Source organism: Pseudomonas tohonis, assembly GCF_012767755.2.
In the GTDB taxonomy this organism is placed as follows: Bacteria; Pseudomonadota; Gammaproteobacteria; order Pseudomonadales; family Pseudomonadaceae; genus Metapseudomonas; species Metapseudomonas tohonis.
In genome coordinates, this window is the sequence record NZ_AP023189.1 from 6,481,456 (window position 1) to 6,504,510 (window position 23,055).

Genomic DNA, 23,055 nt, shown 5'->3' on the forward strand with positions numbered 1-23,055 from the left:
TGCGGTCCTCGCGTTGGGTGGGTGCTGCTGGGGGTCAGAAGTCGTAGCGCAGGGAGACGCCGGCGGTGCGCGGGGCGCCCACCGAGGCCGTGTAGGCGCCGTTCAGGTAGGCGAAGGCGCTCAGGTAGTAGTCGGTGTCGGTGGCGTTGCGCACCCAGATGGAGGCGTCCACCTGGCCGTCGCCCAGGTCGCGGCGCACGCCGGCCGAGAGGTTGACCAGGCCGTAGCCGTCGATCTTGGAAAGGTCGGAGTTGTCCAGGGTGCCTTCGGCCTCGGAACGGTAGGCGTAGCTGGCGGTGAGGTAGGGCTCGATGCGGTTCTCCAGCTGCCACCTGTATTCGCCGCTGAGGTTGGCGATCCATTTCGAGGCGCCGACCACGCGTTCGCCGGTGAGGTCGCAGGTGGCCGGCGCGCCGGGGGCGGTGCTCACCTCGCCGGGGCACGGGGCGTCCTTGAAGCTGAGGTAGGTGACGTCGTTGTAGGAGCCGTTGAAGTTCAGGGTCAGGCCGCGCACGGGCAGCGCGGTGGCTTCGAACTCCAGGCCGCGCGAGCGCACGCTGCCGGCGTTGGCCAGCACCTGCACGACGTTGGGGGAGCCCGGCGCCTGGTACAGGGTGGTGGCCTGGTAGCCGTGGATGCCGGTCCAGAACAGGTTGGCGTTGAGCAGCAGGCGGCGGTCGAGCAGCGTGCTCTTGAAGCCCAGTTCGGCATCGTTGGCGCGCTCGGGGCCGACCAGCAGCGAGTCGGCGCCGGCCACCGGGGCCGAGCCTACGGCCAGGTTCACCCCGCCGGATTTCTCGCCATGGGCCAGGGAGGCGTAGCCCAGCAGGTCGTCGTCGAATTTGTAGGCCAGGTTCAGCAGGAAGGAGGGCGCGGCGTTGTGCAGGCTGAGGTCGCCCGAGTCATAGGCCCCCAGTTGCGCCGCGCGGATGGCGGCGGCCTGGCCGGTCACCGCCGCACCACCGACCGGTGCGAAGCGCTGCACGTTGGCGTCCTTTTCCTCGTAGGTGCCGCGCAGGCCGGCGGTGAAGTCGAGGCGGTCGGTGAGGTGCCAGGTGCCCTGGGCGAACAGCGCGTAGCTGTCGGTCTCGATCTTGCCGTTGGCCTTGGTGCTGACGTTGTTGATGGCGCCCAGGTTGGCGCCGAGCAGGAACAGGTCGGCCCGGGAGCCGTAGTCGGTGAAGTTCTTGTTGCCCAGGTTCTGGTTGAACACGTAGGCACCGACCACGTAGTCGAAGGCGCCGCCGGTGGGCGAGGCCAGGCGGATCTCCTGGGAAAACTGGCGGTCGTGCACTTCCACGCCGGTGTTGAGCAGCGCCGGCACGTTGAGGCTCTCGTCGTTGGCCGGGGTGAAGTGCCAATAGCGGTAGGCGCTGATGGAGGTCAGCTTGTAGCCGCCGGCGAGGTTCCAGTTGGCCTCCACCGAGCTGCCGCCCTGGTGCACGCTGACGTTCTGGCGGCCGTCGATGTTGACCTTCTTGTCGTCCGGGTCGCGCACCGGCGAGGCACCCGCCAGGGCCGCGCGCTGCCAGTAACGGGCCGGCGCGCCGTAGACGACCATGGTGCCGGTGCTCGAATCCTCCTCGTTGTAGTCGTTGATCCAGCGCAGGCTGAAGTCCTCGTTGGGCTCGAAGAGGAACTGCCCGCGCACGCCCTGGCGTGCACCACCGTTGAGGTCGTTGCCGTCGTGGATGTTCTTGATGAAGCCGTCGTCACGGGTGCGGTAGGCCGACAGGCGCGCGGCGAGGGTTTCGGTGAGGGCGCCGTTGACCGTGCCCTTGGCCTGGAAGTAGCCGTCCTGGCCGCCGGAAACCTCCACCGTGCGCTCGGGGCTGAAGGTGGGCGCGCGGGTGCTGATGTTGAGCACGCCGGCGGTGGTGTTCTTGCCGAACAGCGTGCCCTGGGGGCCACGCAGCAGTTCCAGCTGCTCGATGTCCAGCAGGTCGAACACTGCCATGCCCGGGCGACCCAGGTAGACGTTGTCGAGGTAGACCCCGGCGCTGCCTTCGAGGCCGTCGCTCGCCGGGTTGTTGCCGATGCCGCGCACCGCGACGCTGGACTGGCGGGCATGGATGAAGGCGACGTTGACGCTGGGCAGCACCTGCTGCAGGTCCTGCACCTTGTAGATGCGCTGGGTCTCCAGGGCGCTGCCGCTGAGGGTGGTGATGGGCGTGGGCACGTCCTGCACGTCTTCCTCGCGGCGGCGGGCGGTGACGGTGACCTTCTGCAGGGCGACATCCTTGTCCACTTGCTGCTCGGTGTTGCCCTCGGCGGCCCAGGTGCTACCGGCGCCCAGGGCCAGCAGCAGGGTCAGTGCATAGTCCACGGCGGCCAGGCGCTGCAGCGCCAGCGGTCGAGCGAGGGGCGAGGGGATGGCGGTACGGCGTTGGCGCATGGGGCGATCCTTGTTCGGGGCCCGGCTTTTTCCGGGCGGAGCGGGCCCGCATCGCACGCAGGGCGACGGTCGGGGCGGCGTGGGTTCGGGGGAGCGTCAGGTGGCGCGCGAGGCCACCGGGCTCAGGGTCCGGCTGTCAGCGACAGGCGCACATGAGCGGCGCGAGGAGCCGGGTCATGGCGAGGGCGGGAAATCGTGCTGGCGTGGTCATCGGGTATCCCCCTTCGGTCTGGGCCATATACTTATTCCTTTTTAATCTTATTTATCTAAACAAGCTTCGTTGACGGAATAAGAGCCTGCATTTAAAACCAGCACCCAGATGGGGGCAAATGCCTTCGACCTATATTTTCGATGCCGGTAAAGCATGATGGACCTGCGCCAACTCCGTTACTTCATCGCCCTCGTGGAACACCGCAGCTTCGTCCGCGCGGCCGATGCCATGGGCATCACCCAGCCGGCCTTCAGCCGCAGCATCCAGGGCCTGGAGCAGGCCTTCGGCTGCCAGCTGGTCGACCGGGGCAACAAGGACCTGCGCCCCACGCCGGAAGGCCAGGTGGTGCTGCAGCACGCCCTGCGCCTGGTGCAGGGGGCGAGCAACCTGGCGCGGGAAATCGACCAGATGACCAAGCTGGATGCAGGCGAGCTGCACTTCGGTTGCGGCCCGGCGCCGGCGGCCAAGCTGGTGCCCGACGCCCTGGCCGAGTTCATCGCCCGCCATCCGCGCATCAACACCCGTTTCGAAGTGAACAACTGGGAAACCCTGGGCCGCCTGCTGGCCCGCGACGAAATCGAGTTCTTCATCGCCGACATCCGCCAGTTCGAGATCGACCCCAACTTCCAGACCCGCGAACTGACTCCGCGCAACGGTCGTTTCTTCTGCCGTCGGGGGCACCCGTTGCTGGCCAAGGAAAGCCTCTCCACCAACGACATGTTCGACTACCCGCTGGCCGCCACGCGGCTGCCGGCGGGCATCCGCAAGCTGCTGGCAGGCTTCAGCGGCAAGGCCGACTTCACCCTCAACCTGGAATGCGAGCATGTGCCCGCGTTGATGCAGGTGGTGCGCCGCACCGACGCCATTGGCGTGGGCATGCTGGAGACCCTGGCACCGCTGCTGGAGAGCGGCGAGCTGGAGCTGCTGCGCTTTCGCAACCTGCCGGAAAACCTGGAAAGCCTCTCCGCCCGCTGCGGCATCGTCACCCGCACCGGCTACCGCCTCTCCCCGGCAGCGCGCGCGCTGATCGAAATCGTCGTCGAACTGGACGGCGCCGAGGCCGCAGAGGCCCGGCGCATCGCCTGACAGGCCCTCGGCGAGGCGCGGTGCACATCGGTCCACCCTCGAGGCCACCCGCGACTCCGCCGGCTCTTCTGCAGGGGCGAATTCATTCGCCCAGGTCGCGTGCAGCGGGCCGAGCAGCACGGGTTTCGCTGCGCTCTACCCATCCTGCGGGCTACCTCTTCTGTGGGAGCGAATTCATTCGCGAAGAGGCACGAGGTATCCCGGAATCTAGGGTGGACCACGCTTCATCGGTCCACCCTCGGGGCCACTCGCAACTCCGCTGGTGGACGTGAAGAGCGACGTCCGCCCTACGCACGGTTCAAGCTTCTCTGTAGGGGCGACTTCAGTCGCCCGGGCGGCTCAGCGCGATGCCTGCACCTGCTCCTTCAGCGCCGCATCGAGGAAGCGCGGCTCGACCCAGTCGCTCACCTGGAAGGGTTTGCGGATCAGCCGCTGTTCGGCGGCGAAGTCCACGCCCTTCTGCAGGCGGGCGAGGAAGGCGGGGTCCAGCTGCGGGTCGAAGATGTCCTTGAAGCTGTCGTCCTTGAGGTCGGTGCCGAGGATCACCGGCGGGTAGCTGGCCAGGCGCGAGACCAGCTCGACGTAGGCCTGCTTGTGGTCTTCGTCGCGCAGCCAGGTCACCGCCTGCTGCTGGGCCTTGACCAGGCGCGCGGTGACCTCGGGGTAGTCGCGGACGAAGGCGCCCGTGCCCACCAGCACCGCCTGGGTGCTGCCGGCGCCACCCAGGTCGCGGGTGCTGAGCGGCAGTTCGGCGAGCCCCTTCTCACGCAGGGCGATGAGCCCGGCCAGGCCCCAGGAGGCATCCACCTGCTTGGCCGCGAGGGCCGCATTGGCGGCGTTGAAGTCGAGGTTGATCACCTTGTAGTCGCGCTCGGAGAGGCCACGGCTGGCCAGCGCGTTGGCGAAGGACAGCTGGTTGGCGGTGCCGCGGAACACGGCGACGCGCTTGCCCTTGAGGTCTTCCAGGGTCTTGATGCCCGAGCCGGGTACAACGCCCAGGTAGCTCTTGACGCCGCGCGCGGTGGCACTGAGCAGGCGGGTGTCGAGGCCGCTGGCCTTGCCGATGATGGCGGCCAGGTCGCCCAGGTAGGCGAAGTCCACCTGGCCGTTGGCCAGGGCTTCGTTGATCACGGGGCCTGCACCCTTGAAGAAGCGCCACTGGATCTCGATGCCTTCCTTGGCGAATTCCTGTTCGAGGATCTGCCGGCTGCGCAGCACGTCCACCACGCCACCGCCGCTGTGTTCGCTGCCGGCGCTGAGGTCGGGCACGGCGATGCGGATTTCCTTGGGTGCCTCGGCCGCCTGGGCGAGCAGCGGAGCCGCGCCGAGCACGCCCGCCAGCAGAGTGGGGGCGAAGAGCCCGAGGACACTGTTGATCAGGGTTTTCATGGATGGGCGCTCCTGCGCGACGGTTCGGTGAGGGCGCCAGATAGGCACAGGAAGAAATCGAAATTAAATACTAAAAATTCATTTTTTAATGACTGGATCGCATAAATCAGGGCCACAGCGGCTTCCAGCACGCTATGCAGGAAATGCATAAAAAATATTCGGCAAAGGCATTTGCCGCTCTCCGGCCCCTTCCCTATCTAATGACGCCTCTTATCCATAAATAAATGGATTTTGAGTTTTTATATTCCACACGGAAATAACGTTAGAGCCCTGGCGCCGGGAGACACCGATGAGCAAGATCCAGACGCTGCCGAGCCTGCGGCCTCCCGCCCGGCTCCATCTGCCGGCCATCGGCGCCGGCATCCTCGACCGGGCCCTGCCCTGGCTGCTGCCCGTCGGGCTGTTCCTGCTCTGGTGGCTGGCCGCCAGGCACCATTGGATGTCCGAGCAGATCCTCCCCGCCCCCGCCTTGGTAGGGCAGAGCGCATTGGAATTCGGTTCCGGCGAACTCTGGGGGCACCTGTGGATAAGCCTGCAGCGCCTCGGCATCGGCCTGCTCGCCGGTATCGCTGGCGGGGTGCTGCTCGGTGCCTGGCTGGGCCTGTCGCGCCGGGCCGAGGCGCTGGTCTACCCGAGTTTCGTGGCCCTGGCGCAGATCCCGACCCTGGCCTGGATTCCACTGTTCATGCTGTTCTTCGGCATCGGCGAAACCCTCAAGCTGGTGGTGTTGGTGAAGGCCGTGGTGGTGCCGGTGACCCTGCATACCCTGGTTGGCGTGCGTGACGCCCAGCCGCGCCTGCGCGAGGCGGCGGCGGTGCTGCGCCTGCCGCCGCACCTGCTGGCCTGGCGCCTGGTGCTGCCGGCCGCCCTGCCCGCCTTCATGGCCGGGTTGCGCCTGGCCCTGGCCACCGGCTGGACCTCGCTGCTGGCGGTGGAGCTGCTGGCCTCCAGCGAGGGCATCGGCTACCTGATGGTCTGGGGCCGCCAGCTGTTCATGCTCGACCTGGTGTTCGTCTGCATCCTGGTGATCGGCCTGGTGGGCGCGCTGATGGATCGCGGCATCAACCGCCTCGATTCGCTGCTGTTGTTCTGGCCCCACCCGGCCACCGCCGAGCGCCCGCGCGGTCCGCGCCTGCATGGCTGGCAGCGGCTGCAGGCGGCCTTGCTGCCCCTGGCGTTGCTGGCCCTGTGGCAGGCCAGCAGCGCCCTGGCCTGGGTCGACGCCAATATCCTCGCTTCCCCGCTCGATGTGTTGCGCGCCCTGCACCAGGGACTGCTGGATGGCAGCCTGCCGAAGGCCCTGGGCGCCAGCCTCGAGCGCACCGTGGCAGGCCTGGCGCTGGGCGGCGGCACGGGGCTGGCGCTCGGCCTGCTGCTGGGGCTCTCGAACCGCGCCGAGCGCATCGCCGGGCCCAGCCTTTCGGCCCTGCGCCAGGTGGCGATCTTCGCCTGGGTGCCGCTGCTCACGGCCTGGTTCGGCCTCGGCGAGGCGGCCAAGCTGGCCTTCGTCGCCCTGGCCGCCTTCTTCCCCCTGTTCATCGCCACCCAGCGCGGCGTCGCCGGCCTCTCGCCACAGCTTGGCGAAGCGGCGCGGGTGATGCGCCTCGGCCTGGGCAAGCGCCTGCGCCTGCTGGTGCTGCCGGGCGCCGCACCGGCCATCTTCGCCGGCCTGCGCCTGGCGCTGATCTACGCCTGGCTGGGCACCATCGGTGCCGAATACTTCATGCCCTCGGACGGCGGCATCGCCAGCTACATGCTCGGCGCGCAGCAACTGTTCCGCATGGACCAGGTGATGGCCGCCATGGTCCTGGTGGGCCTGGTCGGCGCCCTGCTGGGCACCCTCGGACAACGCATCGAAGCGCGCGCGACGCGCTGGAGAACCGCATGAACGCCTTCAATCGCAACGCCGTGGAAGCGGCCAACCAGCCCCTGTCGCCACCGCCCACCGTGAGCTTCGCCGGGGTCGGCAAGGTCTTCGAGGTGGATGGCCAGGATTTCCAGGCCATCCAGGACTTCAGCCTGGATATCGAGGAGGGTGAGTTCATCGCCATCGTCGGCTCCAGCGGCTGCGGCAAATCCACCCTGCTGCGCCTGCTGGTGGGCCTGGACACCGCCTTCGACGGCCGCATCGAGGTGGACGGCCAGCCGGTGCGCGGCATCGGTGGCGAACGCGGCATCGTGTTCCAGGAGCACCGCCTGTTCCCCTGGCTGACGGTGGCGCAGAACATCGGCCTGGGCCTGGTCAACGAGAAACTGGAACAGGGCGAGCGCGCACGGCGCATCCACCAGTTCGTGCAGTTGGTGGGGCTGGGCGGCTTCGAGGGGGCCTACCCGCACCAGCTGTCCGGTGGCATGGCCCAGCGCGTGGCCATCGCCCGGGGGCTGGTGGCGAGCCCGCGCATCCTGCTGCTGGACGAGCCCTTCGGCGCCCTCGATGCGCTGACCCGCCAGCAGATGCAGGACGAGCTTCTGGCCATCCGCGCGCGCCAGCGCATCACCACCCTGCTGGTCACCCATGACGCCGAGGAGGCCATCTACCTGGCCGACCGCGTGGTGGTGATGGCGCCCCGCCCCGGGCGCATCAAGCAGGTGGTGCCGATCGACCTGCCGCGCCCGCGCCAGCGCACCGGTCATGACTTCCACCAGGTGCGCGAGGCGCTGCTGCACCAGCTCACCGGCGATGGCGACTACCGCCCGCCGCAGCCGCCGAGGCTGGCCGACCTGCCCTTCGAATCCATCGCCCTCTGACCCTGGAGCCTTCATGAGCAAACGCCCGAACTTCCTGATCATCGTCGCCGACGACCTGGGCTTCTCCGACCTGGGCGCCTTCGGCGGCGAGATCGCCACGCCTAACCTGGACCGCCTGGCCTTCGACGGCCTGCGCCTGACCGACTTCCACACCGCGCCCACCTGCTCGCCGACCCGCTCGATGCTGCTCACCGGCACCGACCACCACATCGCCGGCATCGGCACCATGGCCGAGGCGCTGACGCCGGAGCTGATCGGCAAGCCGGGCTACGAGGGCTACCTCAACGACCGCGTGGTGGCGCTGCCGGAGCTGCTGCGCGAGGCGGGCTACCAGACGCTGATGTCCGGCAAGTGGCACCTGGGCCTGACCGCCGAGCGGGCGCCCCATGCACGGGGCTTCGAGCGCTCCTTCTCGCTGCTGCCGGGGGCGGCCAACCACTATGGCTACGAGCCGCCCTACGACGAGACCACGCCGGGCATCCTCAAGGCGACGCCGGCGCTGTACGTGGAAGACGACCGCTTCATCGAGCAGCTGCCGGAGGATTTCTATTCCTCCGACGCCTTCGCCGACCGGCTGATCCAGTACCTGAAGGAGCGCGACCAGAGCCGCCCGTTCTTCGCCTACCTGCCCTTCTCGGCGCCGCACTGGCCGCTGCAGGCGCCGGCCGAGGTTGTGGATAACTACCGGGGCCGCTACGACGCCGGGCCCGAGGCCCTGCGCCTGGAGCGCCTGGAGAAGCTCAAGGCGCTGGGGCTGGTGGCGGCGGATGTGGAAGCGCACCCGGTGCGGGCGATCAGCGCCGAGTGGGACGCGCTGAGCGAGGCGGAACGCCAGGTGTCGGCGCGGACCATGGAGGTCTATGCGGCGATGGTGGAGCGCATGGACTGGAACATCGGCCGGGTGCTGGACTACCTGCGCCAGCAGGGCCTGGAGGACGACACCTTCATCCTCTTCATGTCCGACAACGGCGCCGAGGGCGCGCTGCTGGAGGCCTTCCCCAAGTTCGGCCCGAACCTGAAGAGCTTCCTCGACCAGCACTACGACAACAGCCTGGAGAACATCGGCCGCGCCAACTCCTACGTGTGGTACGGGCCGCGCTGGGCCCAGGCGGCCACGGCGCCGTCGCGCCTGTACAAGGCCTTCACCACCGAGGGCGGCATCCGCGTGCCGGCGCTGGTGCGTTATCCACAGCTGCGCCGGCAGAAGCAGGTGAGCCACGCCTTCGCCACGGTGATGGACATCACCCCGACGGTGCTGGACCTGGCCGGCGTGCGCCACCCGGGTACCCGCTGGCGCGGCCGCGAGGTGGCGCCGGTGCGCGGGCGCTCCTGGCTCGGCTACCTCTCGGGCGAAACACCCCAGGTGCACGATGGCAAGACGGCCACCGGCTGGGAGCTGTTCGGCATGCGCGCCATCCGCCAGGGGCACCTGAAGGCGGTGTACATCCCCGCGCCGGTGGGGCCGGAAACCTGGCAGCTGTACGACCTGGAGAAGGACCCCGGGGAAATCCACGACCTCGCCGCCGAGCGCCCCGAGGCGCTGGCCGGGCTGATCGCGGCCTGGCAGCGCTATGTGGACGAGACGGGGGTGATCCTCAGCGAGTCGCCGTTCCAGCCGTAGGGGAAAGAACGGTACGTGTGGGGGCGTAGGGTGGACCCCGCTTCACCGGTCCACCGTCGGTGCTCACCCGGGGCTCCGCTGGTGGACGTGAAAAGCGACGTCCACCCGACGGGGGCCGTCTTGGCGATGGACCTGTAGGGGCGAATTCATTCGCCCAAGGACCGCATAGCGGTCCCATGGACTCCGAAGGGCGGGCCTGCGGGCCGCTTGGCGGCTGAAGCCGCCCCTACGGCACGAAGCCCGACATGGCCGGGTGGCTAGATCTGGACGATCTGGTTCTTGCCGCTGCGCTTGGCGGTGTACATGGCTTCGTCGGCGCGGGCGTAGAGCTGTTCCAGGGTGTCGCCGGGGCGCAGGGTGGTCAGGCCCTGGCTGAGGGTGACGCTGAAGATCTGGCCGGCGGCGCTGAACGACAGGCGCTGCACTTCGCGCTCCAGGCGCTCGGCCACCTGCAGGGCCTGGGCCGGGTCGCAGCCGGGGAACACGGCGGCGAATTCCTCGCCACCGATGCGCCCGAAATGGTCGACCCGCCTCAGGGCGCCGGCGCCGCACTGGGCGATGCGCTGCAGCACCAGGTCACCGACCTGGTGGCCGTAGGTGTCGTTGATCTTCTTGAAGTCATCGATGTCCAGCAGCAGGAACGCCAGGGGCCGTTCATAGCGCTCGGCGACATCGAACTCGCGCTGGGCGCATTCGAAGAAGTGCCGACGGTTGCTGGTGCCGGTCAGCACGTCCGTGGTGGCCAGGCGCTGCAGCTCGGCCTCCAGGGTCTTCTTCTCGGTGATGTCCTCGGCGATGCCCACCACCAGGGTGCTCTGCCCGGCCTGGCCCTGGCGGCTGACGAAGCACTTGTCGCTGAGCCAGCGCACCTGGCCGTCGCCACGGATGATGCGGTACTCGCGCACCTCCACCGCGCCCTTGGTGAGCACCTCGGCGAGGCTGCGCGCGGCGTACTCGACGTCATCGGGGTAGATGCAGTTGCGCCACTCGTTGAAGTCCACCATCAGCAGCTCGGCCGGGCGGCCGAACATGCGCTCGTAATGGGGGCTGACGTAGATGATCTTCTGCTCGTCCCAGTCGAAGGCCCAGAGCACGGCGTTGACGCTGCCCAGCAGGCTGTTGAACAGCAGTTCGCGTTCGCGCAGGCGTTCCACCTCGCCGCGGCTGTGCAGCAGTGCCAGGGTGAGCTTTTCCAGCTCGCTGGGTGTTTCCTCGAAGTTTTCCATCCGGCCCATAGCCTGCCTTCGCGTATTCGGGTCACGTTACGCCCACGACGAAGCGGCGGGCATGAGTGGCCGGCGTCAGGCATGACTCTGGTGACGAATGGCTGCAAAACGGTTGAACAGGCGGTGCAGGACGAACACCGCAAGCAGGGTGATGAATACCGCAACGCAAACCGAACTGAGCCGATAGGCCAGGCTGAACATCATGTCGTGACTCGGCGTCAGGTATTGACCGAAAACGATGGCCAAAGTTGTCAGCGCACCGAAGCCGATTCCCTGCGCACCCTCCAATACGTGCACTCGGGCACAGAAAAAGGCGGCTATCCAGTACAGCGAGGCGACGAGCGGTAGCACGTCGTAGTGATCGTAGAGCAGCAGTTGCAGCACCAGGGCGATCAGGCAGCCGAGCATGGTGCCGAGGGCGCGGATGCGTCCGGCGAAACGGATGCCGTTCCAGTGCATGGGAAACAGCACCAGGATCGAGGCGATCTGCGCGGACAGCGAATCCTTCAGGTCGAAGGTCTGGAACAGGATGAACGACAAGGTGGCGATCGAGGCGCCGAGCAGGGCCTCGTGGCGCTGGCTGGGCAGGTCCCTGGGAGCGGCGGCGCGGGGCTCGCGGGGCTCGGCGTCGGGGAAGAGGAAGAACATCAGCCAGGCGATCAGCACCGTCAGTGCGGCGGCCACCAGGTTGCTGGCCACCAGGTCGTAGAGGTGGGTCTCGGGGTAGCTGGCGAAATGCAGCTGCATGGAGAGGAACACGCAGCCCAGGGCGCCGAACATGAACAGCGGGCCGCGCGCCATGAGGCTGAAGCGCCAGAGGAAGGCGCCGAACACCAGCGGCACGATGAGCAGCGGACGGTCGCCGAACAGGCCGTAGATCACCAGCGTCTCCAGGCTCACCAGCACCGCCTGGGCGAGGAACTGGCGGATCACATGGGCATTGATGGTGGGCACCAGGCCCAGCAGCAGCATGGGGTAGACGCAGAAGAACGAGCCGTTGTCCCAGTCCATCAGCTTGCACACGAACAATCCGAGGGTGCCGCCGCAGGCCAGCCGCAGGCACTGGCGCAGACCGTTCTCGCTGAGGGCCGGGCGCTCCATCAGTAGATGTAGTGCAGCAGGCTGATGAGGCGGATCTGCACCCGGCCGAAGAACGCGGCCAGGGGCGACTCGTGGGGGTAGAGCTGCACCGTGGCCTTGGCGCCGCTGGGCAGGGGCGCTTCCGGAGGCGCATCGAGCAGCACGTGCAGGCGCTGGCGCTGGGCGTCGCGCACCCAGCGGTCGGAGGTGGCGGGGGCGGCGAGGTCGCCGTTGGCGTCCAGCTGGCCTTCCTTGACGCCCGCGTCGATGGCGCTGACCCGCGCGGCGAAGATGCGCCCGGGCAGGGCGTCGAACACCACGCTGGCGCCATCGCCCAGGCCCACGTAGCGCAGGGCTTTCTCGCGGAAATCGGCGCTGACGTCGGCCTCATCGGCGACCAGGGCAGCCACCGGGCTGCCAGCGGCGACGAAGGCGCCGGGGGACAGCTGCAGGTTGCTGAGGGTGCCGGCGCGCTCGGCGCGGACTTCGCTGTACTGCAGTTGCAGGCGCGCCTGGTCGAGGGCGTTGCGGGCCTGGCGCAGGCGCAGGTTGCCGTCGCCCGCCGCGCCGCGCTCGGCGGCCAGCTGGTGGATGCGCGCGGTGGCGGCGGCCACCTTGGCGCGGGCGGCGGCGCGCTGCGACTGGGTCTGTTCGAACAGCTGGCGTGAGACGTGCTGGCTGGCCATCAGCTTGCCGAGGCGCTCGGTCTCGCGCGCGAGCTCCTGCGCCGAGGCCTCGGCGGCGAGCTTGTCGGCGCGGGCGGCGGCGAGGCTGGCGTCGAGCTCGGCGTTGTCCTGGGCGGCCTGCTCCAGCGCCAGCTCGGCGGCGTTGACGGCGAGGAGGAAGGGTTCGGGGTCGAGGCGGAACAGCAACTGCCCCGCCTCGACATGGGCGTTGTTGGTCACGGCGATGTCCAGCACCTGGCCGCTGATCCGGGGCGCCAGGCGCAGCACCGGGCGGGTCAGCTGGGCCTGGGGGGTGATGGGCATCCACAGGTCGGCCGCGAGGAAGTAGGCGAAGAGCAGCACGAAGGCCACGATGGCGCTCCGCACCCGGCGGGCGAACCTTTGGTCGGGGGTCATGGATACCTCGGCAATGCAGGGCGGATCGGCAGGGCCACGAGCCCGCAGGCGGGGCGATGGGCGGTGATCCGGGAAGACGGCAAACAGCTCAGGGCTGGCAGTATATTTACCGGCGTTTCCTGGATAATCAGCGCCCTTCGAGAATCAGCCTTGCGCGAGGAGTAACAATGGACACCCTGAACAGCATGCGCGTGTTCACCCGCGTCATCGAGACCGGCAGCTTCACCGCAGCGGCGCAGGCGCTGGATCTTTCCACCGCGCAGGTTTCCAGGCTGGTCTCGGAGCTGGAGCAGCAGTTGCAGGCGCGGCTGCTGCACCGCACCACCCGGCGCCTGGCGCTGACCGAGGTGGGCGAGCGCTACCTGCAACGCTGCCGCTCGATCCTCAACGAGGTGGACCAGGCCGCCGCCGAGGCGCGCGGCGCGCACCTCAAGCCCAGCGGCCGGCTGCGGGTGCACACCATGACCGGCCTCGGCCTGCAACACGTCACCGCGCTGGTGGCGCGCTACACCGCGCTGTACCCCGAGGTGGTGATCGACCTGACGCTGTCGCAGCGCAACCCCGACCCGCTGGAGGATGGCCAGGACGTGGTGCTGACCTTCGCCCGCGAGCTGCCGGACTCGCAGATGGTGGCGCAATCCCTGGGGCAGATGTACAGCGTGGTCTGCGCGGCGCCCGCCTACCTGGAGCAGCATGGCGTGCCCACGGGGCCGGCGGACCTGCGCCATCACCGCTACCTGCGCCTGCTGGACCCGCTCTACCAGGACAACTGGGTGCTGCAGGACGAAGACGGCGAGTACGACGTGCTGCCGGCGGAGGCCTTCCAGGTCAACGTCGCCGAATCCCTGGCCCGCGCCGCCCAGGCGGGCATGGGTTTCTGCCTGCTGCCCTCCTTCGTCGCCTGCCAGCCGCTGCGCGAGGGCACGCTGCTGCGCCTGCTGCCGGAGCACCGCCTGCGCGAGCGCAACATCTACGCGGTGTATCCGTCACGGCGTTTCCTCGACGCCAAGACCCGGACCTGGGTGGATTTCCTCAAGGCCGAGCTGCCGCCCCTCTTCGCCCAGGACGATGCCGTGCTGGACGATCCCCGCCACTGGGCGGTGCGCACGCAATTGTTGCGTTAGAAGCAATTGTGATTCACCTGGGCCGCGGTTTTTCACCACCGGCCCGGCCCCTAAGATGGCCTCGGTTTCCAGATGCATCCCGCCGAGGATCACGCTATGCAACGCAATCTCTTTGTTACTGCCGCCTTCACCGCTTTCGCCCTGTCCTTCACCCAGTTCTCCTTCGCCGAAGAGTCGTCCGCCTTTGTTGCGCGAAATGCGCAGTATGAGCAGCGCGCCCAGGACGCCGCCCAGCAGCAGGCCGTCGCCAAGCAGGGCACCGAGCGCAAGGCCGACGCCGACCAGGACAGCTGATCGACCCGCACCTCCTCCTTACCTCCTGACGTCGATGCGATTGCTCCTTTCGACGTCTTGTTCCAGCCGCCCTCCCCCGGGCGGTTTTTTTTGGCTGCGTTTCAGGTGCAGGCGTACGCGGGCGGTACAGGCAGGAGGGGCAGGGAGACGGCGGCGAGTCTTTCGCGGCTGAAGCCGTTCCTACAGATGGCACGGCGCGGAGCACGGCCCAACCCCGCAGCGGTGGACCCGTGAAGCGGGGTCCACCCTGCATCGCCTGACAGCTCGTGCCCGCACGGACTTCCCCGCTGGGTAGGGTGGATAGCGCTCTTCTATCCACCAAGCGGACTCGCCCCACACACCAACGCCTCGCCCCTGTCCCGTAGGAGCGAATTCATTCGCGAAGGGGCGCCAGCGGGCCTCGCTGCGCTGGGCCTCGCGGGCTCGGCGCCAACCTGCGGGGCCCAAATGAAAAAGGCCGGCGATGGCCGGCCTTCTTCGGGGTTGCTGCGATCAGGCCGCGACGGCCGGGCGCAGCGAGTAGGTCTTGAGCTGCTCGGCGAAGTCGCGCAGGGACTGGATGCCGCTGGCCTCGGCCTCGTGCACCCACTGCTTCATGGCTTCGAGCATGTCGTGGCCGTTGGCGCTGGTCTTGACCCAGATGTGCTGCAGGGCGAGACGGCGCTCGTAGATCACCTTCAGCGCCTGGCTCTGCTCCAGCATGGCGGCGATGCGCGCGTGGTGGCGCTCGTCCAGCAGGCTGGTCTCGCGGGACAGCAGGCGCTTGGCGCGACGGAACAGGTGGCGCACCGACTCGTCGGCCTTGGCCAGTTCCTGTTTCACCAGGGGCGCGATCACCAGCTTGCGGTACTGCGCCATGATCTGGAAACGGTTGTTGAGGATGGCCATGGCGGTGTCCATGTCCAGGCTGCCCTTGCCTTCCACGCGGTGGGCGATGGGCGCGACGCGCTGCACCTTGGCCAGGCGCAGGAAGCTGAACAGCTTGATCCAGGCCCAGCCCAGGTCGAACTCCCACTTCTTCACCGACAGCTTGGCCGAGTTCGGGTAGGTGTGATGGTTGTTGTGCAGCTCCTCGCCGCCGATGAGGATGCCCCAGGGCACCAGGTTGGTGGCGGCGTCGCGGCATTCGAAGTTGCGGTAGCCGACGGCGTGGCCGAGGCCATTGATGACGCCGGCGGCCCAGACCGGGATCCACATCATCTGCACGGCCCAGATGGTGATGCCGCCGACGCCGAACAGGGCGAGGTCGATGGCCGCCATCAGGGTCACGCCACCGATGGGGTAGCGCGAATAGACGTTGCGCTCGAGCCAGTCATCCGGGCAGTTCTTGCCGTAGATGCGCAGGGTCTCCTCGTTCTCGGCTTCCTCGCGGTACAGTTCCGCGCCGCGCCGCAGCACGGTGCCCAGGCCCTTGATCACCGGGCTGTGCGGGTCGTCGACGGTTTCGCACTTGGCGTGGTGCTTGCGGTGGATCGCGGTCCATTCGCGGGTGTTCATCGCGGTGGTCAGCCACAGCCAGAAGCGGAAGAAATGCTTCAGCGCCGGGTGCAGTTCGAGGGAGCGATGGGCGGAATAGCGGTGCAGGTAGACCGTGACGCCGACGATGGTGATGTGCGTCATCACCAGGGTGACCGCCACCAGTTGCCACAGCGACAGGTCGAGAAAACCGTAGTACCACATGGAGTGCGTAGCCTCGGGGGGAAGGAAGACGAGGTTGTCGGACAAACACCGGCATTATCCCCATGAATTGTGAGAAAACCATCCCGTTCTTTAGATAAGAAAGAGATGAATCTCCATTCATCTATAATGCGAAACCGATCACATCCGGCACGGCATCCATCACCTATGAAACCCAAGCTCAGCGCCATGAAACTGGTGCTGCCCTACTTCCTCCTCGCCAGCGCCTGGATCCTCTTCAGCGACCACCTGCTCCAGGTGCTGAGCCCCGATGGCAGCCACCTGAACGCACTGCAATCCGCCAAGGGCCTGCTCTTCGTGGTGATCACCAGCGGCCTGCTGTACCTGCTGGTATGCCTGCACATGCGCCGCCTGCGCGCCTACCTGCAGGCGCGCCGCGAACAGGAAAGCAGCCTGCGCCAGGCAGCCGCGGTGTTCGATGCCACCCAGGAGGGGGTGCTGGTCACCGACGCCGAGCAGCGCATCGTCCACGTCAACCGCGCCTTCGCCCGCATCACCGGCTTCGAGGAGCGCGAGGTGCTGGGCCAGACGCCGGTGCTGTTCAAGTCCGGCCGCCACGACGAGGCCTTCTACCAGTCGATGTGGAACGCGTTGAAGAACCGCCATGCCTGGAGCGGCGAGGTGTGGAACCGCCGCCGCAACGGCGAGGTGTACCCGCTGTGGCAGAACATCCGCGCCATCCACGATGAAGACGGCGTGCTGACCCACTACGTGGCGGTGTTCTCCGATGTCAGCGCCATCAAGCGCTCGCAGAACGAGCTGGACTACCTGGCCCACCACGACCCCCTGACCAACCTGCCCAACCGCCTGCTGTTCACCGAGCGTGTCGAGCACGCCCTGGAGCGCGCGCGCCGGGAAGGCCGCGAAGGCATCGTCATCCTGCTCGACCTCGACCACTTCAAGCACATCAACGAAAGCCTCGGCCACAACCACGGCGACCTGCTGCTCAAGGCGGTGGGCGAGCGCCTGGCCACGCTGATGGCCGGCGGCATGACCCTGGCGCGCCTGGGCGGCGACGAGTTCGGCCTGCTCTGCGAGGACTTCAGCCCGGAACAGGCCACCGATCTCGCCGGGCGCATCCAGCGATGCCTCGCCGCGCCCTTCCACCTGTCCACGCAGAACCTGTTCATCAGCGCCAGCCTGGGCATCAGCCTCTTCCCCGGCGCCGCGGAGAACGTCGAGCAGGTGCTGCGCAACGCCGACTCGGCGCTGTTCAAGGCCAAGAGCGTGGGCCGCGAGACCTTCGCCTTCTACAGCCAGGAACTGACCGAGCAGGCACGCCAGCGGGTCGAGCTGGTCACCGCGCTGCGCCAGGGCCTGGAGCAGGACGAACTGCGCCTGGTGTTCCAGCCCATCCACGACCTGGCCGATGGCCGCCTGATCGGCGTCGAGACCTTGGTGCGCTGGCAGCACCCGCAGCGTGGCCTGGTGCCGCCGGCGGAGTTCCTGCCGGTGGCCGAGGAAAGCGGCCTGATCGGCGCCATCGACGCCTGGGTGCTGGAGCGCGCCTGCCGGCAGATGCGCGACTGGACCGAGCGCGGCCTGCAGCTGTCGTTCATCGCGGTGAACGTCTCCTGCCGCCTGTTCAGCCGTGGCGAGCTGGACACCCGCGTCGCCCGCGTACTCGCCGACACCGGCCTGGAGCCGGAGCGCCTGGAGCTGGAGATCACCGAGAGCGCGGTGATGGAGGACCCGGACACCGCCCTGGAGCTGCTCGACCGCCTGTGCAAGCTCGGCGTGCGCCTGTCCATCGACGACTTCGGCACCGGCTACTCGTCGCTGCAGCGCCTCAAGCGGCTGCCGGTGCACAAGCTGAAGATCGACCAGAGCTTCGTGCACAACCTGCCCGACGACCGCGACGACATCGCCATCGCCAAGGCCGTCACCGCCCTGGGCCACAGCCTGGGGCTGCAGGTGCTGGCCGAAGGCATCGAGCACCAGCGCCAGGCGGACTTCCTCCGGGGCCTGGGCTGCGACCATGGCCAGGGCTACCTGTTCAGCCGCCCCCAATCGGCCCTGCAGCTGGAGGAAGCCTGGCAGCTCGCCCCTGCCGGCGCCGCCAGCCCGCAGCAGATCAGCCTGCTCTGACCCCTTCCCGACGGGCCCCGCCCGCCCCCGCACCCCGGCCGCCAAGCGGCTGGGCGCGCCGTCTCGCTGGCGCCGGCACCATGCGAACAAATGGTTATATAAAAATTCTTAAACAGTATTTTTAAGAATATTCGTGTCCTGATTAAGATGCGCCCACGCCACGCGAAACCCCGACCACCGACGCGGGCATCCCATCCAAGGAGCACGACCATGAGCGCAACACTTCGCAGCCTAGAAGGCCAGGACGAAGCCAGCATCCTGCGTGAAATCCAGAGCGCCCTGCACGGCCTGCGTTTCGGTGCCGTCGAGATCACCGTCCATAACGGCCAGGTGGTGCAGATCGAGCGCAAGGAAAAATTCCGCCTGCAGCCACCCGCCGGCAAGAACAGCTGACCCGAACACCCGACCGGGTCGCCGGAGGGGTCAACCCGAGACGCGAACCGAGTCGACTGCGACGGGCGCCGTGAACGCCCGTCGTGCCTGAAAGACAAACTAGCCAACACCATAAGAACCCGGAATTCAGGAGCTCCATCCATGTCGATTCGCCGCTTCGCCCTGGCCACCCTGGCCAGCGCCCTGCTCACCACCCTGGTCGCCGGCCCCGTCGCCGCCGCCACCGAGCTGCTCAACGTCTCCTACGACCCGACCCGCGAGCTGTACCAGGAGTACAACGCCGCCTTCATCAAGCACTGGAAGGCCCAGGGCGGCGACGACCTCAAGGTCCAGCAGTCCCACGGCGGCTCCGGCAAGCAGGCGCGAGCCGTGATCGACGGCCTCAAGGCCGACGTGGTGACCCTGGCGCTGGCCGGCGACATCGATGAGCTGCAGAAACTCGGCAAGCTGATCCCCGAGAACTGGCAGGCGCGCCTGCCGGACAACAGCACCCCCTACACCTCGACCATCGTGTTCCTGGTACGCAAGGGCAACCCCAAGGGCATCAAGGACTGGGGCGACCTGACCAAGGAAGGCGTGGAAGTCATCACCCCGAACCCGAAGACCTCCGGCGGCGCCCGCTGGAACTTCCTGGCCGCCTGGGCCTGGGCCAAGAAGCAGTACGGCAGCGATGCCAAGGCACAGGAATACGTGCAGGCGCTGTACAAGCACGTTCCGGTTCTCGACACTGGCGCCCGCGGTTCGACCATCACCTTCGTCAACAACAACATTGGCGACGTGCTGCTGGCCTGGGAAAATGAGGCCTTCCTGGCACTCAAGGAACAGGGTGGCGAGAACTTCGAGATCATCGCGCCGAGCCTGTCGATCCTCGCCGAGCCGCCGGTTTCCGTGGTCGACAAGAACGTCGACAAGAAAGGCACCCGCAAGGTCGCCGAAGCCTACCTGCAGTACCTGTACAGCGAGGAAGGCCAGCGCATCGCCGCGAAGAACTTCTACCGTCCCCGTGACGCGAAGGTCGCCGCCGAGTTCGCCAAGCAGTTCCCGAAACTGGACCTGGTGACCGTCGACAAGGACTTCAACGGCTGGAAGGAAGCGCAACCGAAGTTCTTCAACGACGGCGGCATCTTCGACCAGATCTACCAGGCGCAATAAGCCGAAGCTGCAAGCTGCAAGCTGCAAGCTGCAAGAAAATGGGTGGGGCGCAGGCCCCGCCCGGACAAGGGGAAGCGCGAGCTTCCCTTTGCCGTGCCCGGGCCGGTGATATTCCGGTGGCGGGCTTGAGCGTTCCAACGCAGAAAAAGGACAGATGATGTCTCGACGTATCTCCCCGGTCATACCCGGCTTCGGGCTGACTCTGGGGTACACCCTGGTGTATCTCAGCCTGTTGGTGCTGATTCCCCTGGGCGCCATGTTCCTCAGGACTTTCGACCTCACCTGGGTGCAGTTCTGGAACATCATCAGCGCACCCCGCGTACTCGCCGCACTCAAGCTCAGCTTCGGCACCGCGCTCGCCGCCGCCGTGCTCAATGGCCTGATCGGCACCCTGCTGGCGTGGGTGCTGGTGCGCTACGACTTCCCCGGCCGCAAGATCATCGACGCGATGATCGACCTGCCCTTCGCCCTGCCCACCGCCGTGGCCGGCATCGCGCTCACCGCGCTGTACGCGCCGGCCGGCCTGGTCGGCCAGTTCGCCACCGACCTGGGCTTCAAGATCGCCTACACCCCGCTGGGCATCACCCTGGCACTGACCTTCGTCACCCTGCCCTTCGTGGTGCGCACGGTGCAGCCGGTGCTGGCCGACATCCCCCGCGAGGTGGAAGAGGCCGCCGCCTGCCTGGGCGCCAGGCCGCTGCAGGTGTTCCGCCACATCCTCCTGCCGGCGCTGCTGCCCGCCTGGCTCACCGGCTTCGCCCTGGCCTTCGCCCGGGGCGTGGGCGAGTACGGCTCGGTGATCTTCATCGCCGGCAACATGCCGATGAAGACCGAGATCCTGCCGCTCTTGATCATGGTCAAGCTCGACCAGTACGACTACACCGGCGCCACCGCCATCGGCGTGCTGATGCTGGTGGTCTCCTTCATCCTGCTGCTGCTGATCAACCTGCTGCAGCGCCGCATCGAAACCCCCTGAGGAGGCCGTCGTCATGAGTAGTGCAACCCTGACCGCCGCCGCCTCCGCCAACGCTGCCCGCCGGGGCAACGTCTGGGGTCGCCGCGCGCTGATCGTCGCCGCCTGGCTGGTGTTCGGCCTGTTCCTGCTGCTGCCGCTGTACATCGTGCTGAGCGAGGCACTGAAGCAGGGCTTCGGCACCTTCTTCAGCGCCATCTTCGAGCCCGACGCCCTCTCCGCGCTGAAGCTGACGGTGATCGCCGTCGCCATCTCGGTGCCGCTGAACCTGGTGTTCGGCGTGGCCGCCGCCTGGTGCGTGAGCAAGTTCGAGTTCCGCGGCAAGAGCATCCTGGTCACCCTGATCGACCTGCCCTTCTCCGTCTCCCCGGTGATCGCCGGCCTGATCTACGTGCTGCTGTTCGGCGCCCAGGGCTACTTCGGCGGATGGCTGAGCGAGCATGACATCCAGATCGTCTTCGCCATCCCCGGCATCGTCCTGGCCACCATCTTCGTCACCGTGCCCTTCGTCGCCCGCGAGCTGATCCCGCTGATGCAGGAACAGGGCACCCAGGAAGAGGAAGCCGCGCGCCTGCTGGGCGCCAACGGCTGGCAGATGTTCTGGCACGTGACCCTGCCCAACATCAAATGGGGCCTGATCTACGGCGTGGTGCTGTGCACCGCGCGCGCCATGGGCGAGTTCGGCGCGGTGTCGGTGGTCTCCGGCCACATCCGCGGCGTCACCAACACCCTGCCGCTGCACGTCGAGATCCTCTACAACGAGTACAACCACGTCGCTGCCTTCAGCGTCGCCAGCCTGTTGCTGATCCTCGCGCTGGTCATCCTGCTGCTCAAGCAGTGGAGCGAGGCCCGCCTGTCCCGTCTTAAATCCAGCGCTGATGAGGAGTGAGTCATGAGCATCGAAATCCGTAACGTCAGCAAGAACTTCAACGCCTTCAAGGCGCTCAACGACATCAACCTGGATATCCACAGCGGCGAGCTGGTGGCCCTGCTCGGCCCGTCCGGCTGCGGCAAGACCACCCTGCTGCGCATCATCGCCGGCCTGGAGACCCCGGACGCCGGCAACATCGTGTTCCACGGCGAGGACGTCTCCCAGCACGACGTGCGTGACCGCAACGTCGGCTTCGTGTTCCAGCACTACGCCCTGTTCCGCCACATGAGCGTGTTCGACAACGTCGCCTTCGGCCTGCGCATGAAGCCCAAGGGCGAACGCCCGAGCGAGCCGGAGATCGCCGAGAAGGTCCACGAGCTGCTCAACATGGTGCAACTGGACTGGCTCTCCGACCGCTACCCGGAACAGCTCTCCGGCGGCCAGCGCCAGCGCATCGCCCTGGCCCGCGCCCTGGCGGTGAAGCCGAAGATCCTGCTGCTGGACGAGCCCTTCGGCGCCCTCGACGCCAAGGTGCGCAAGGAGCTGCGCCGCTGGCTGGCGCGCCTGCACGAGGAGATCAACCTGACCTCCGTGTTCGTCACCCACGACCAGGAGGAAGCCATGGAAGTGGCCGACCGCATCGTGGTCATGAACAAGGGCGTGATCGAGCAGATCGGCTCCCCCGGCGAGGTCTACGAGAAGCCGGCGAGCCCCTTCGTCTACCACTTCCTCGGCGACTCCAACCGCCTGCAGCTGGGTGACGACCGCCACGTGCTGTTCCGCCCCCACGAGGTCTCGCTGTCCAGGGAGGCCGAGCACGAGCACCAGGCCGCCGAAGTGCGCGACATCCGCCCCCTCGGCGCCATCACCCGGGTGACCCTGAAGGTGGACGGCCAGGACGAGCTGATCGAAGCCGAAGTGGTCAAGGACCACGACAGCCTGGTCGGCCTCGCCCGCGGCGAGACCCTGTACTTCAAGCCCAAGGCCTGGCAGCCCGTCGCCCACGGCTGATCGCCGCGCTGCAACGAACAAGCCCCTCCTGCGAGGGGCTTTTTCATGGGTGCGAAACGCAGGTTGGCGGTACGTAGGGGGAACCCCGCTTCCCCGGTCCACCAAGCGAGGCCATGCGGGACTCCGCCGGTGGACGTAAAGAGCGACGGCCACCCTACACACGATCCCGGCCTTTGGTGGGAGCGAATTCATTCGCGAAAAAGGGGTTATCCACAGACCGCTTCGGCCGAGCGCTTGAGCCCGAGGAACTGCAGTTCGGCGAACAGCACCACCGCCAGCGCCTGGGCGATCACGAAGGCCTGGCCCAGCAGGGTCGGCTGCACCCAGCCGCCGGCCAGCAACAGGACGCTGTCCACCACCCACACGGCATTGACCGCGATCACCGCCCACACCGCGCGACGGTCAAGGGTGTCGCGACGGGCGAGCCACAGCAGCACGGCGCACCAGGGCAGCATCGACAGGCCGGCGCCGGTGAGCAGCGTGGCAGGCAGGGCCAGCAGGGCGGACAGCGGGCCGGCGCCCAGGGTCATCAGCAGGCCGGCGGCGCCGCTGACCAGGGCATCGAGTTGCAGGGCGCGGCGCAGCAGGGGGGAGGGTTGCACGGTGGTCATGG

Annotated in this window: 20 protein-coding genes; 12 read left to right on the forward strand and 8 right to left on the reverse strand. The window is 67.6% G+C overall.

Translation table 11 applies throughout. The features are described from left to right. Window positions 1–34 precede the first annotated feature (34 nt). Entirely contained in the window at window positions 35–2,395 is a 2,361-nt protein-coding gene (locus HSX14_RS29755; RefSeq protein ID WP_173176960.1) for a TonB-dependent receptor, read from the reverse strand. A gap of 367 nt (window positions 2,396–2,762) precedes the next feature. Between HSX14_RS29755 and HSX14_RS29760 the strand changes: the two genes are divergently transcribed. Continuing rightward, complete coding sequence (locus HSX14_RS29760; protein WP_173176962.1) at window positions 2,763–3,692, forward strand: LysR family transcriptional regulator; 930 nt, start codon at window positions 2,763–2,765, stop codon at window positions 3,690–3,692. A 339-nt stretch (window positions 3,693–4,031) separates the two neighbouring features. Here HSX14_RS29760 and HSX14_RS29765 read toward each other — a convergent pair whose 3' ends face one another. Next, window positions 4,032–5,081, reverse strand: a complete 1,050-nt coding sequence (locus HSX14_RS29765; RefSeq protein WP_173176964.1) for an ABC transporter substrate-binding protein — start codon at window positions 5,079–5,081, stop codon at window positions 4,032–4,034. Then, window positions 5,078–5,230, reverse strand: coding sequence for a hypothetical protein (locus HSX14_RS29770; RefSeq protein WP_173176965.1), 153 nt, complete (start codon window positions 5,228–5,230; stop codon window positions 5,078–5,080). The genes HSX14_RS29765 and HSX14_RS29770 overlap by 4 nt, the downstream gene beginning before the upstream one ends. A 140-nt stretch (window positions 5,231–5,370) precedes the next feature. Here HSX14_RS29770 and HSX14_RS29775 point away from each other — a divergent pair, with 140 nt between their 5' ends. From HSX14_RS29775 to HSX14_RS29785, 3 genes are read left to right on the forward strand one after another with little or no spacing between them, the layout of a single operon-like run. Beyond that, window positions 5,371–6,969 (forward strand): ABC transporter permease, encoded by a 1,599-nt coding sequence (locus HSX14_RS29775; RefSeq protein ID WP_173176967.1) that lies wholly within the window; start codon window positions 5,371–5,373, stop codon window positions 6,967–6,969. Further along, window positions 6,966–7,829, forward strand: a complete 864-nt coding sequence (locus HSX14_RS29780) for an ABC transporter ATP-binding protein (protein WP_173176969.1) — start codon at window positions 6,966–6,968, stop codon at window positions 7,827–7,829. The genes HSX14_RS29775 and HSX14_RS29780 overlap by 4 nt, the downstream gene beginning before the upstream one ends. 13 nt (window positions 7,830–7,842) lie before the next feature. Then, the gene (locus tag HSX14_RS29785) at window positions 7,843–9,450 is read left to right on the forward strand and encodes an arylsulfatase (RefSeq protein WP_173176972.1); all 1,608 of its coding nucleotides are present in this window, start codon (window positions 7,843–7,845) and stop codon (window positions 9,448–9,450) included. 257 nt (window positions 9,451–9,707) lie between these two features. On the opposite strand, the gene HSX14_RS29790 is transcribed toward HSX14_RS29785, so the two are convergent. The 3 genes from HSX14_RS29790 to HSX14_RS29800 all read right to left on the reverse strand — a co-directional run bounded on the left by HSX14_RS29790 (window position 9,708) and on the right by HSX14_RS29800 (window position 12,838). Further along, the gene (locus HSX14_RS29790; protein WP_173177016.1) at window positions 9,708–10,676 is read right to left on the reverse strand and encodes a GGDEF domain-containing protein; all 969 of its coding nucleotides are present in this window, start codon (window positions 10,674–10,676) and stop codon (window positions 9,708–9,710) included. Window positions 10,677–10,751: 75 nt separating this feature from the next. Further along, the gene (locus tag HSX14_RS29795; protein ID WP_173176973.1) at window positions 10,752–11,777 is read right to left on the reverse strand and encodes a DUF2955 domain-containing protein; all 1,026 of its coding nucleotides are present in this window, start codon (window positions 11,775–11,777) and stop codon (window positions 10,752–10,754) included. Further along, entirely contained in the window at window positions 11,777–12,838 is a 1,062-nt protein-coding gene (locus HSX14_RS29800) for an HlyD family secretion protein (RefSeq protein ID WP_173176974.1), read from the reverse strand. Before HSX14_RS29800 ends, HSX14_RS29795 begins: the two co-directional genes overlap by 1 nt. Before the next feature lie 167 nt (window positions 12,839–13,005). Here HSX14_RS29800 and HSX14_RS29805 point away from each other — a divergent pair, with 167 nt between their 5' ends. After that, a complete protein-coding gene (locus HSX14_RS29805; RefSeq protein WP_173176976.1) occupies window positions 13,006–13,962 on the forward strand; it encodes a LysR family transcriptional regulator in 957 nt (318 codons plus the stop codon). Between the two features lie 96 nt (window positions 13,963–14,058). Further along, the gene (locus HSX14_RS29810; protein WP_173176978.1) at window positions 14,059–14,256 is read left to right on the forward strand and encodes a hypothetical protein; all 198 of its coding nucleotides are present in this window, start codon (window positions 14,059–14,061) and stop codon (window positions 14,254–14,256) included. Window positions 14,257–14,748: 492 nt separating this feature from the next. On the opposite strand, the gene desA is transcribed toward HSX14_RS29810, so the two are convergent. Beyond that, window positions 14,749–15,936, reverse strand: a complete 1,188-nt coding sequence (gene desA / locus HSX14_RS29815) for a delta-9 fatty acid desaturase DesA (RefSeq protein WP_111263961.1) — start codon at window positions 15,934–15,936, stop codon at window positions 14,749–14,751. 165 nt (window positions 15,937–16,101) lie between these two features. On the opposite strand from desA, the gene dibA reads away from it, so the two are divergent. From dibA to HSX14_RS29845, 6 genes are all read left to right on the forward strand, one after another. Continuing rightward, complete coding sequence (gene dibA / locus HSX14_RS29820; RefSeq protein ID WP_173176980.1) at window positions 16,102–18,042, forward strand: phosphodiesterase DibA; 1,941 nt, start codon at window positions 16,102–16,104, stop codon at window positions 18,040–18,042. 210 nt (window positions 18,043–18,252) lie between these two features. Then, the gene (gene oscA, locus HSX14_RS29825; RefSeq protein WP_021217924.1) at window positions 18,253–18,435 is read left to right on the forward strand and encodes a sulfur starvation response protein OscA; all 183 of its coding nucleotides are present in this window, start codon (window positions 18,253–18,255) and stop codon (window positions 18,433–18,435) included. Window positions 18,436–18,576: 141 nt separating this feature from the next. Next, window positions 18,577–19,587 (forward strand): sulfate ABC transporter substrate-binding protein, encoded by a 1,011-nt coding sequence (locus tag HSX14_RS29830; RefSeq protein ID WP_173176982.1) that lies wholly within the window; start codon window positions 18,577–18,579, stop codon window positions 19,585–19,587. A 157-nt stretch (window positions 19,588–19,744) separates the two neighbouring features. Then, window positions 19,745–20,563, forward strand: coding sequence for a sulfate ABC transporter permease subunit CysT (gene cysT / locus HSX14_RS29835; protein WP_173176984.1), 819 nt, complete (start codon window positions 19,745–19,747; stop codon window positions 20,561–20,563). 13 nt (window positions 20,564–20,576) lie between these two features. After that, window positions 20,577–21,449, forward strand: a complete 873-nt coding sequence (gene cysW / locus HSX14_RS29840) for a sulfate ABC transporter permease subunit CysW (RefSeq protein ID WP_173176986.1) — start codon at window positions 20,577–20,579, stop codon at window positions 21,447–21,449. Between the two features lie 3 nt (window positions 21,450–21,452). Next, on the forward strand, window positions 21,453–22,442 hold the full coding sequence (locus tag HSX14_RS29845) for a sulfate/molybdate ABC transporter ATP-binding protein (protein ID WP_173176988.1): 990 nt from the start codon (window positions 21,453–21,455) through the stop codon (window positions 22,440–22,442). Window positions 22,443–22,648: 206 nt separating this feature from the next. Here HSX14_RS29845 and HSX14_RS29850 read toward each other — a convergent pair whose 3' ends face one another. Then, entirely contained in the window at window positions 22,649–23,053 is a 405-nt protein-coding gene (locus tag HSX14_RS29850; protein WP_173176990.1) for a hypothetical protein, read from the reverse strand. Window positions 23,054–23,055 lie beyond the last annotated feature (2 nt).

Excerpts from the sequence above, each read along its gene's own strand:
- HSX14_RS29770 (WP_173176965.1), bottom strand. The coding sequence starts at position 5,230 with ATGCATTTCCTGCATAGCGTGCTGGAAGCCGCTGTGGCCCTGATTTAT.
- HSX14_RS29760 (WP_173176962.1), top strand. The coding sequence starts at position 2,763 with ATGGACCTGCGCCAACTCCGTTACTTCATCGCCCTCGTGGAACACCGC.
- HSX14_RS29785 (WP_173176972.1), top strand. The coding sequence starts at position 7,843 with ATGAGCAAACGCCCGAACTTCCTGATCATCGTCGCCGACGACCTGGGC.
- HSX14_RS29765 (WP_173176964.1), bottom strand. The coding sequence starts at position 5,081 with ATGAAAACCCTGATCAACAGTGTCCTCGGGCTCTTCGCCCCCACTCTG.
- HSX14_RS29805 (WP_173176976.1), top strand. The coding sequence starts at position 13,006 with ATGGACACCCTGAACAGCATGCGCGTGTTCACCCGCGTCATCGAGACC.
- dibA (WP_173176980.1), top strand. The coding sequence starts at position 16,102 with ATGAAACCCAAGCTCAGCGCCATGAAACTGGTGCTGCCCTACTTCCTC.
- HSX14_RS29800 (WP_173176974.1), bottom strand. The coding sequence starts at position 12,838 with ATGACCCCCGACCAAAGGTTCGCCCGCCGGGTGCGGAGCGCCATCGTG.
- HSX14_RS29795 (WP_173176973.1), bottom strand. The coding sequence starts at position 11,777 with ATGGAGCGCCCGGCCCTCAGCGAGAACGGTCTGCGCCAGTGCCTGCGG.
- HSX14_RS29780 (WP_173176969.1), top strand. The coding sequence starts at position 6,966 with ATGAACGCCTTCAATCGCAACGCCGTGGAAGCGGCCAACCAGCCCCTG.
- HSX14_RS29755 (WP_173176960.1), bottom strand. The coding sequence starts at position 2,395 with ATGCGCCAACGCCGTACCGCCATCCCCTCGCCCCTCGCTCGACCGCTG.
- HSX14_RS29775 (WP_173176967.1), top strand. The coding sequence starts at position 5,371 with ATGAGCAAGATCCAGACGCTGCCGAGCCTGCGGCCTCCCGCCCGGCTC.
- desA (WP_111263961.1), bottom strand. The coding sequence starts at position 15,936 with ATGTGGTACTACGGTTTTCTCGACCTGTCGCTGTGGCAACTGGTGGCG.
- HSX14_RS29845 (WP_173176988.1), top strand. The coding sequence starts at position 21,453 with ATGAGCATCGAAATCCGTAACGTCAGCAAGAACTTCAACGCCTTCAAG.
- cysW (WP_173176986.1), top strand. The coding sequence starts at position 20,577 with ATGAGTAGTGCAACCCTGACCGCCGCCGCCTCCGCCAACGCTGCCCGC.
- oscA (WP_021217924.1), top strand. The coding sequence starts at position 18,253 with ATGAGCGCAACACTTCGCAGCCTAGAAGGCCAGGACGAAGCCAGCATC.
- HSX14_RS29830 (WP_173176982.1), top strand. The coding sequence starts at position 18,577 with ATGTCGATTCGCCGCTTCGCCCTGGCCACCCTGGCCAGCGCCCTGCTC.
- HSX14_RS29810 (WP_173176978.1), top strand. The coding sequence starts at position 14,059 with ATGCAACGCAATCTCTTTGTTACTGCCGCCTTCACCGCTTTCGCCCTG.
- HSX14_RS29850 (WP_173176990.1), bottom strand. The coding sequence starts at position 23,053 with ATGACCACCGTGCAACCCTCCCCCCTGCTGCGCCGCGCCCTGCAACTC.
- cysT (WP_173176984.1), top strand. The coding sequence starts at position 19,745 with ATGTCTCGACGTATCTCCCCGGTCATACCCGGCTTCGGGCTGACTCTG.
- HSX14_RS29790 (WP_173177016.1), bottom strand. The coding sequence starts at position 10,676 with ATGGAAAACTTCGAGGAAACACCCAGCGAGCTGGAAAAGCTCACCCTG.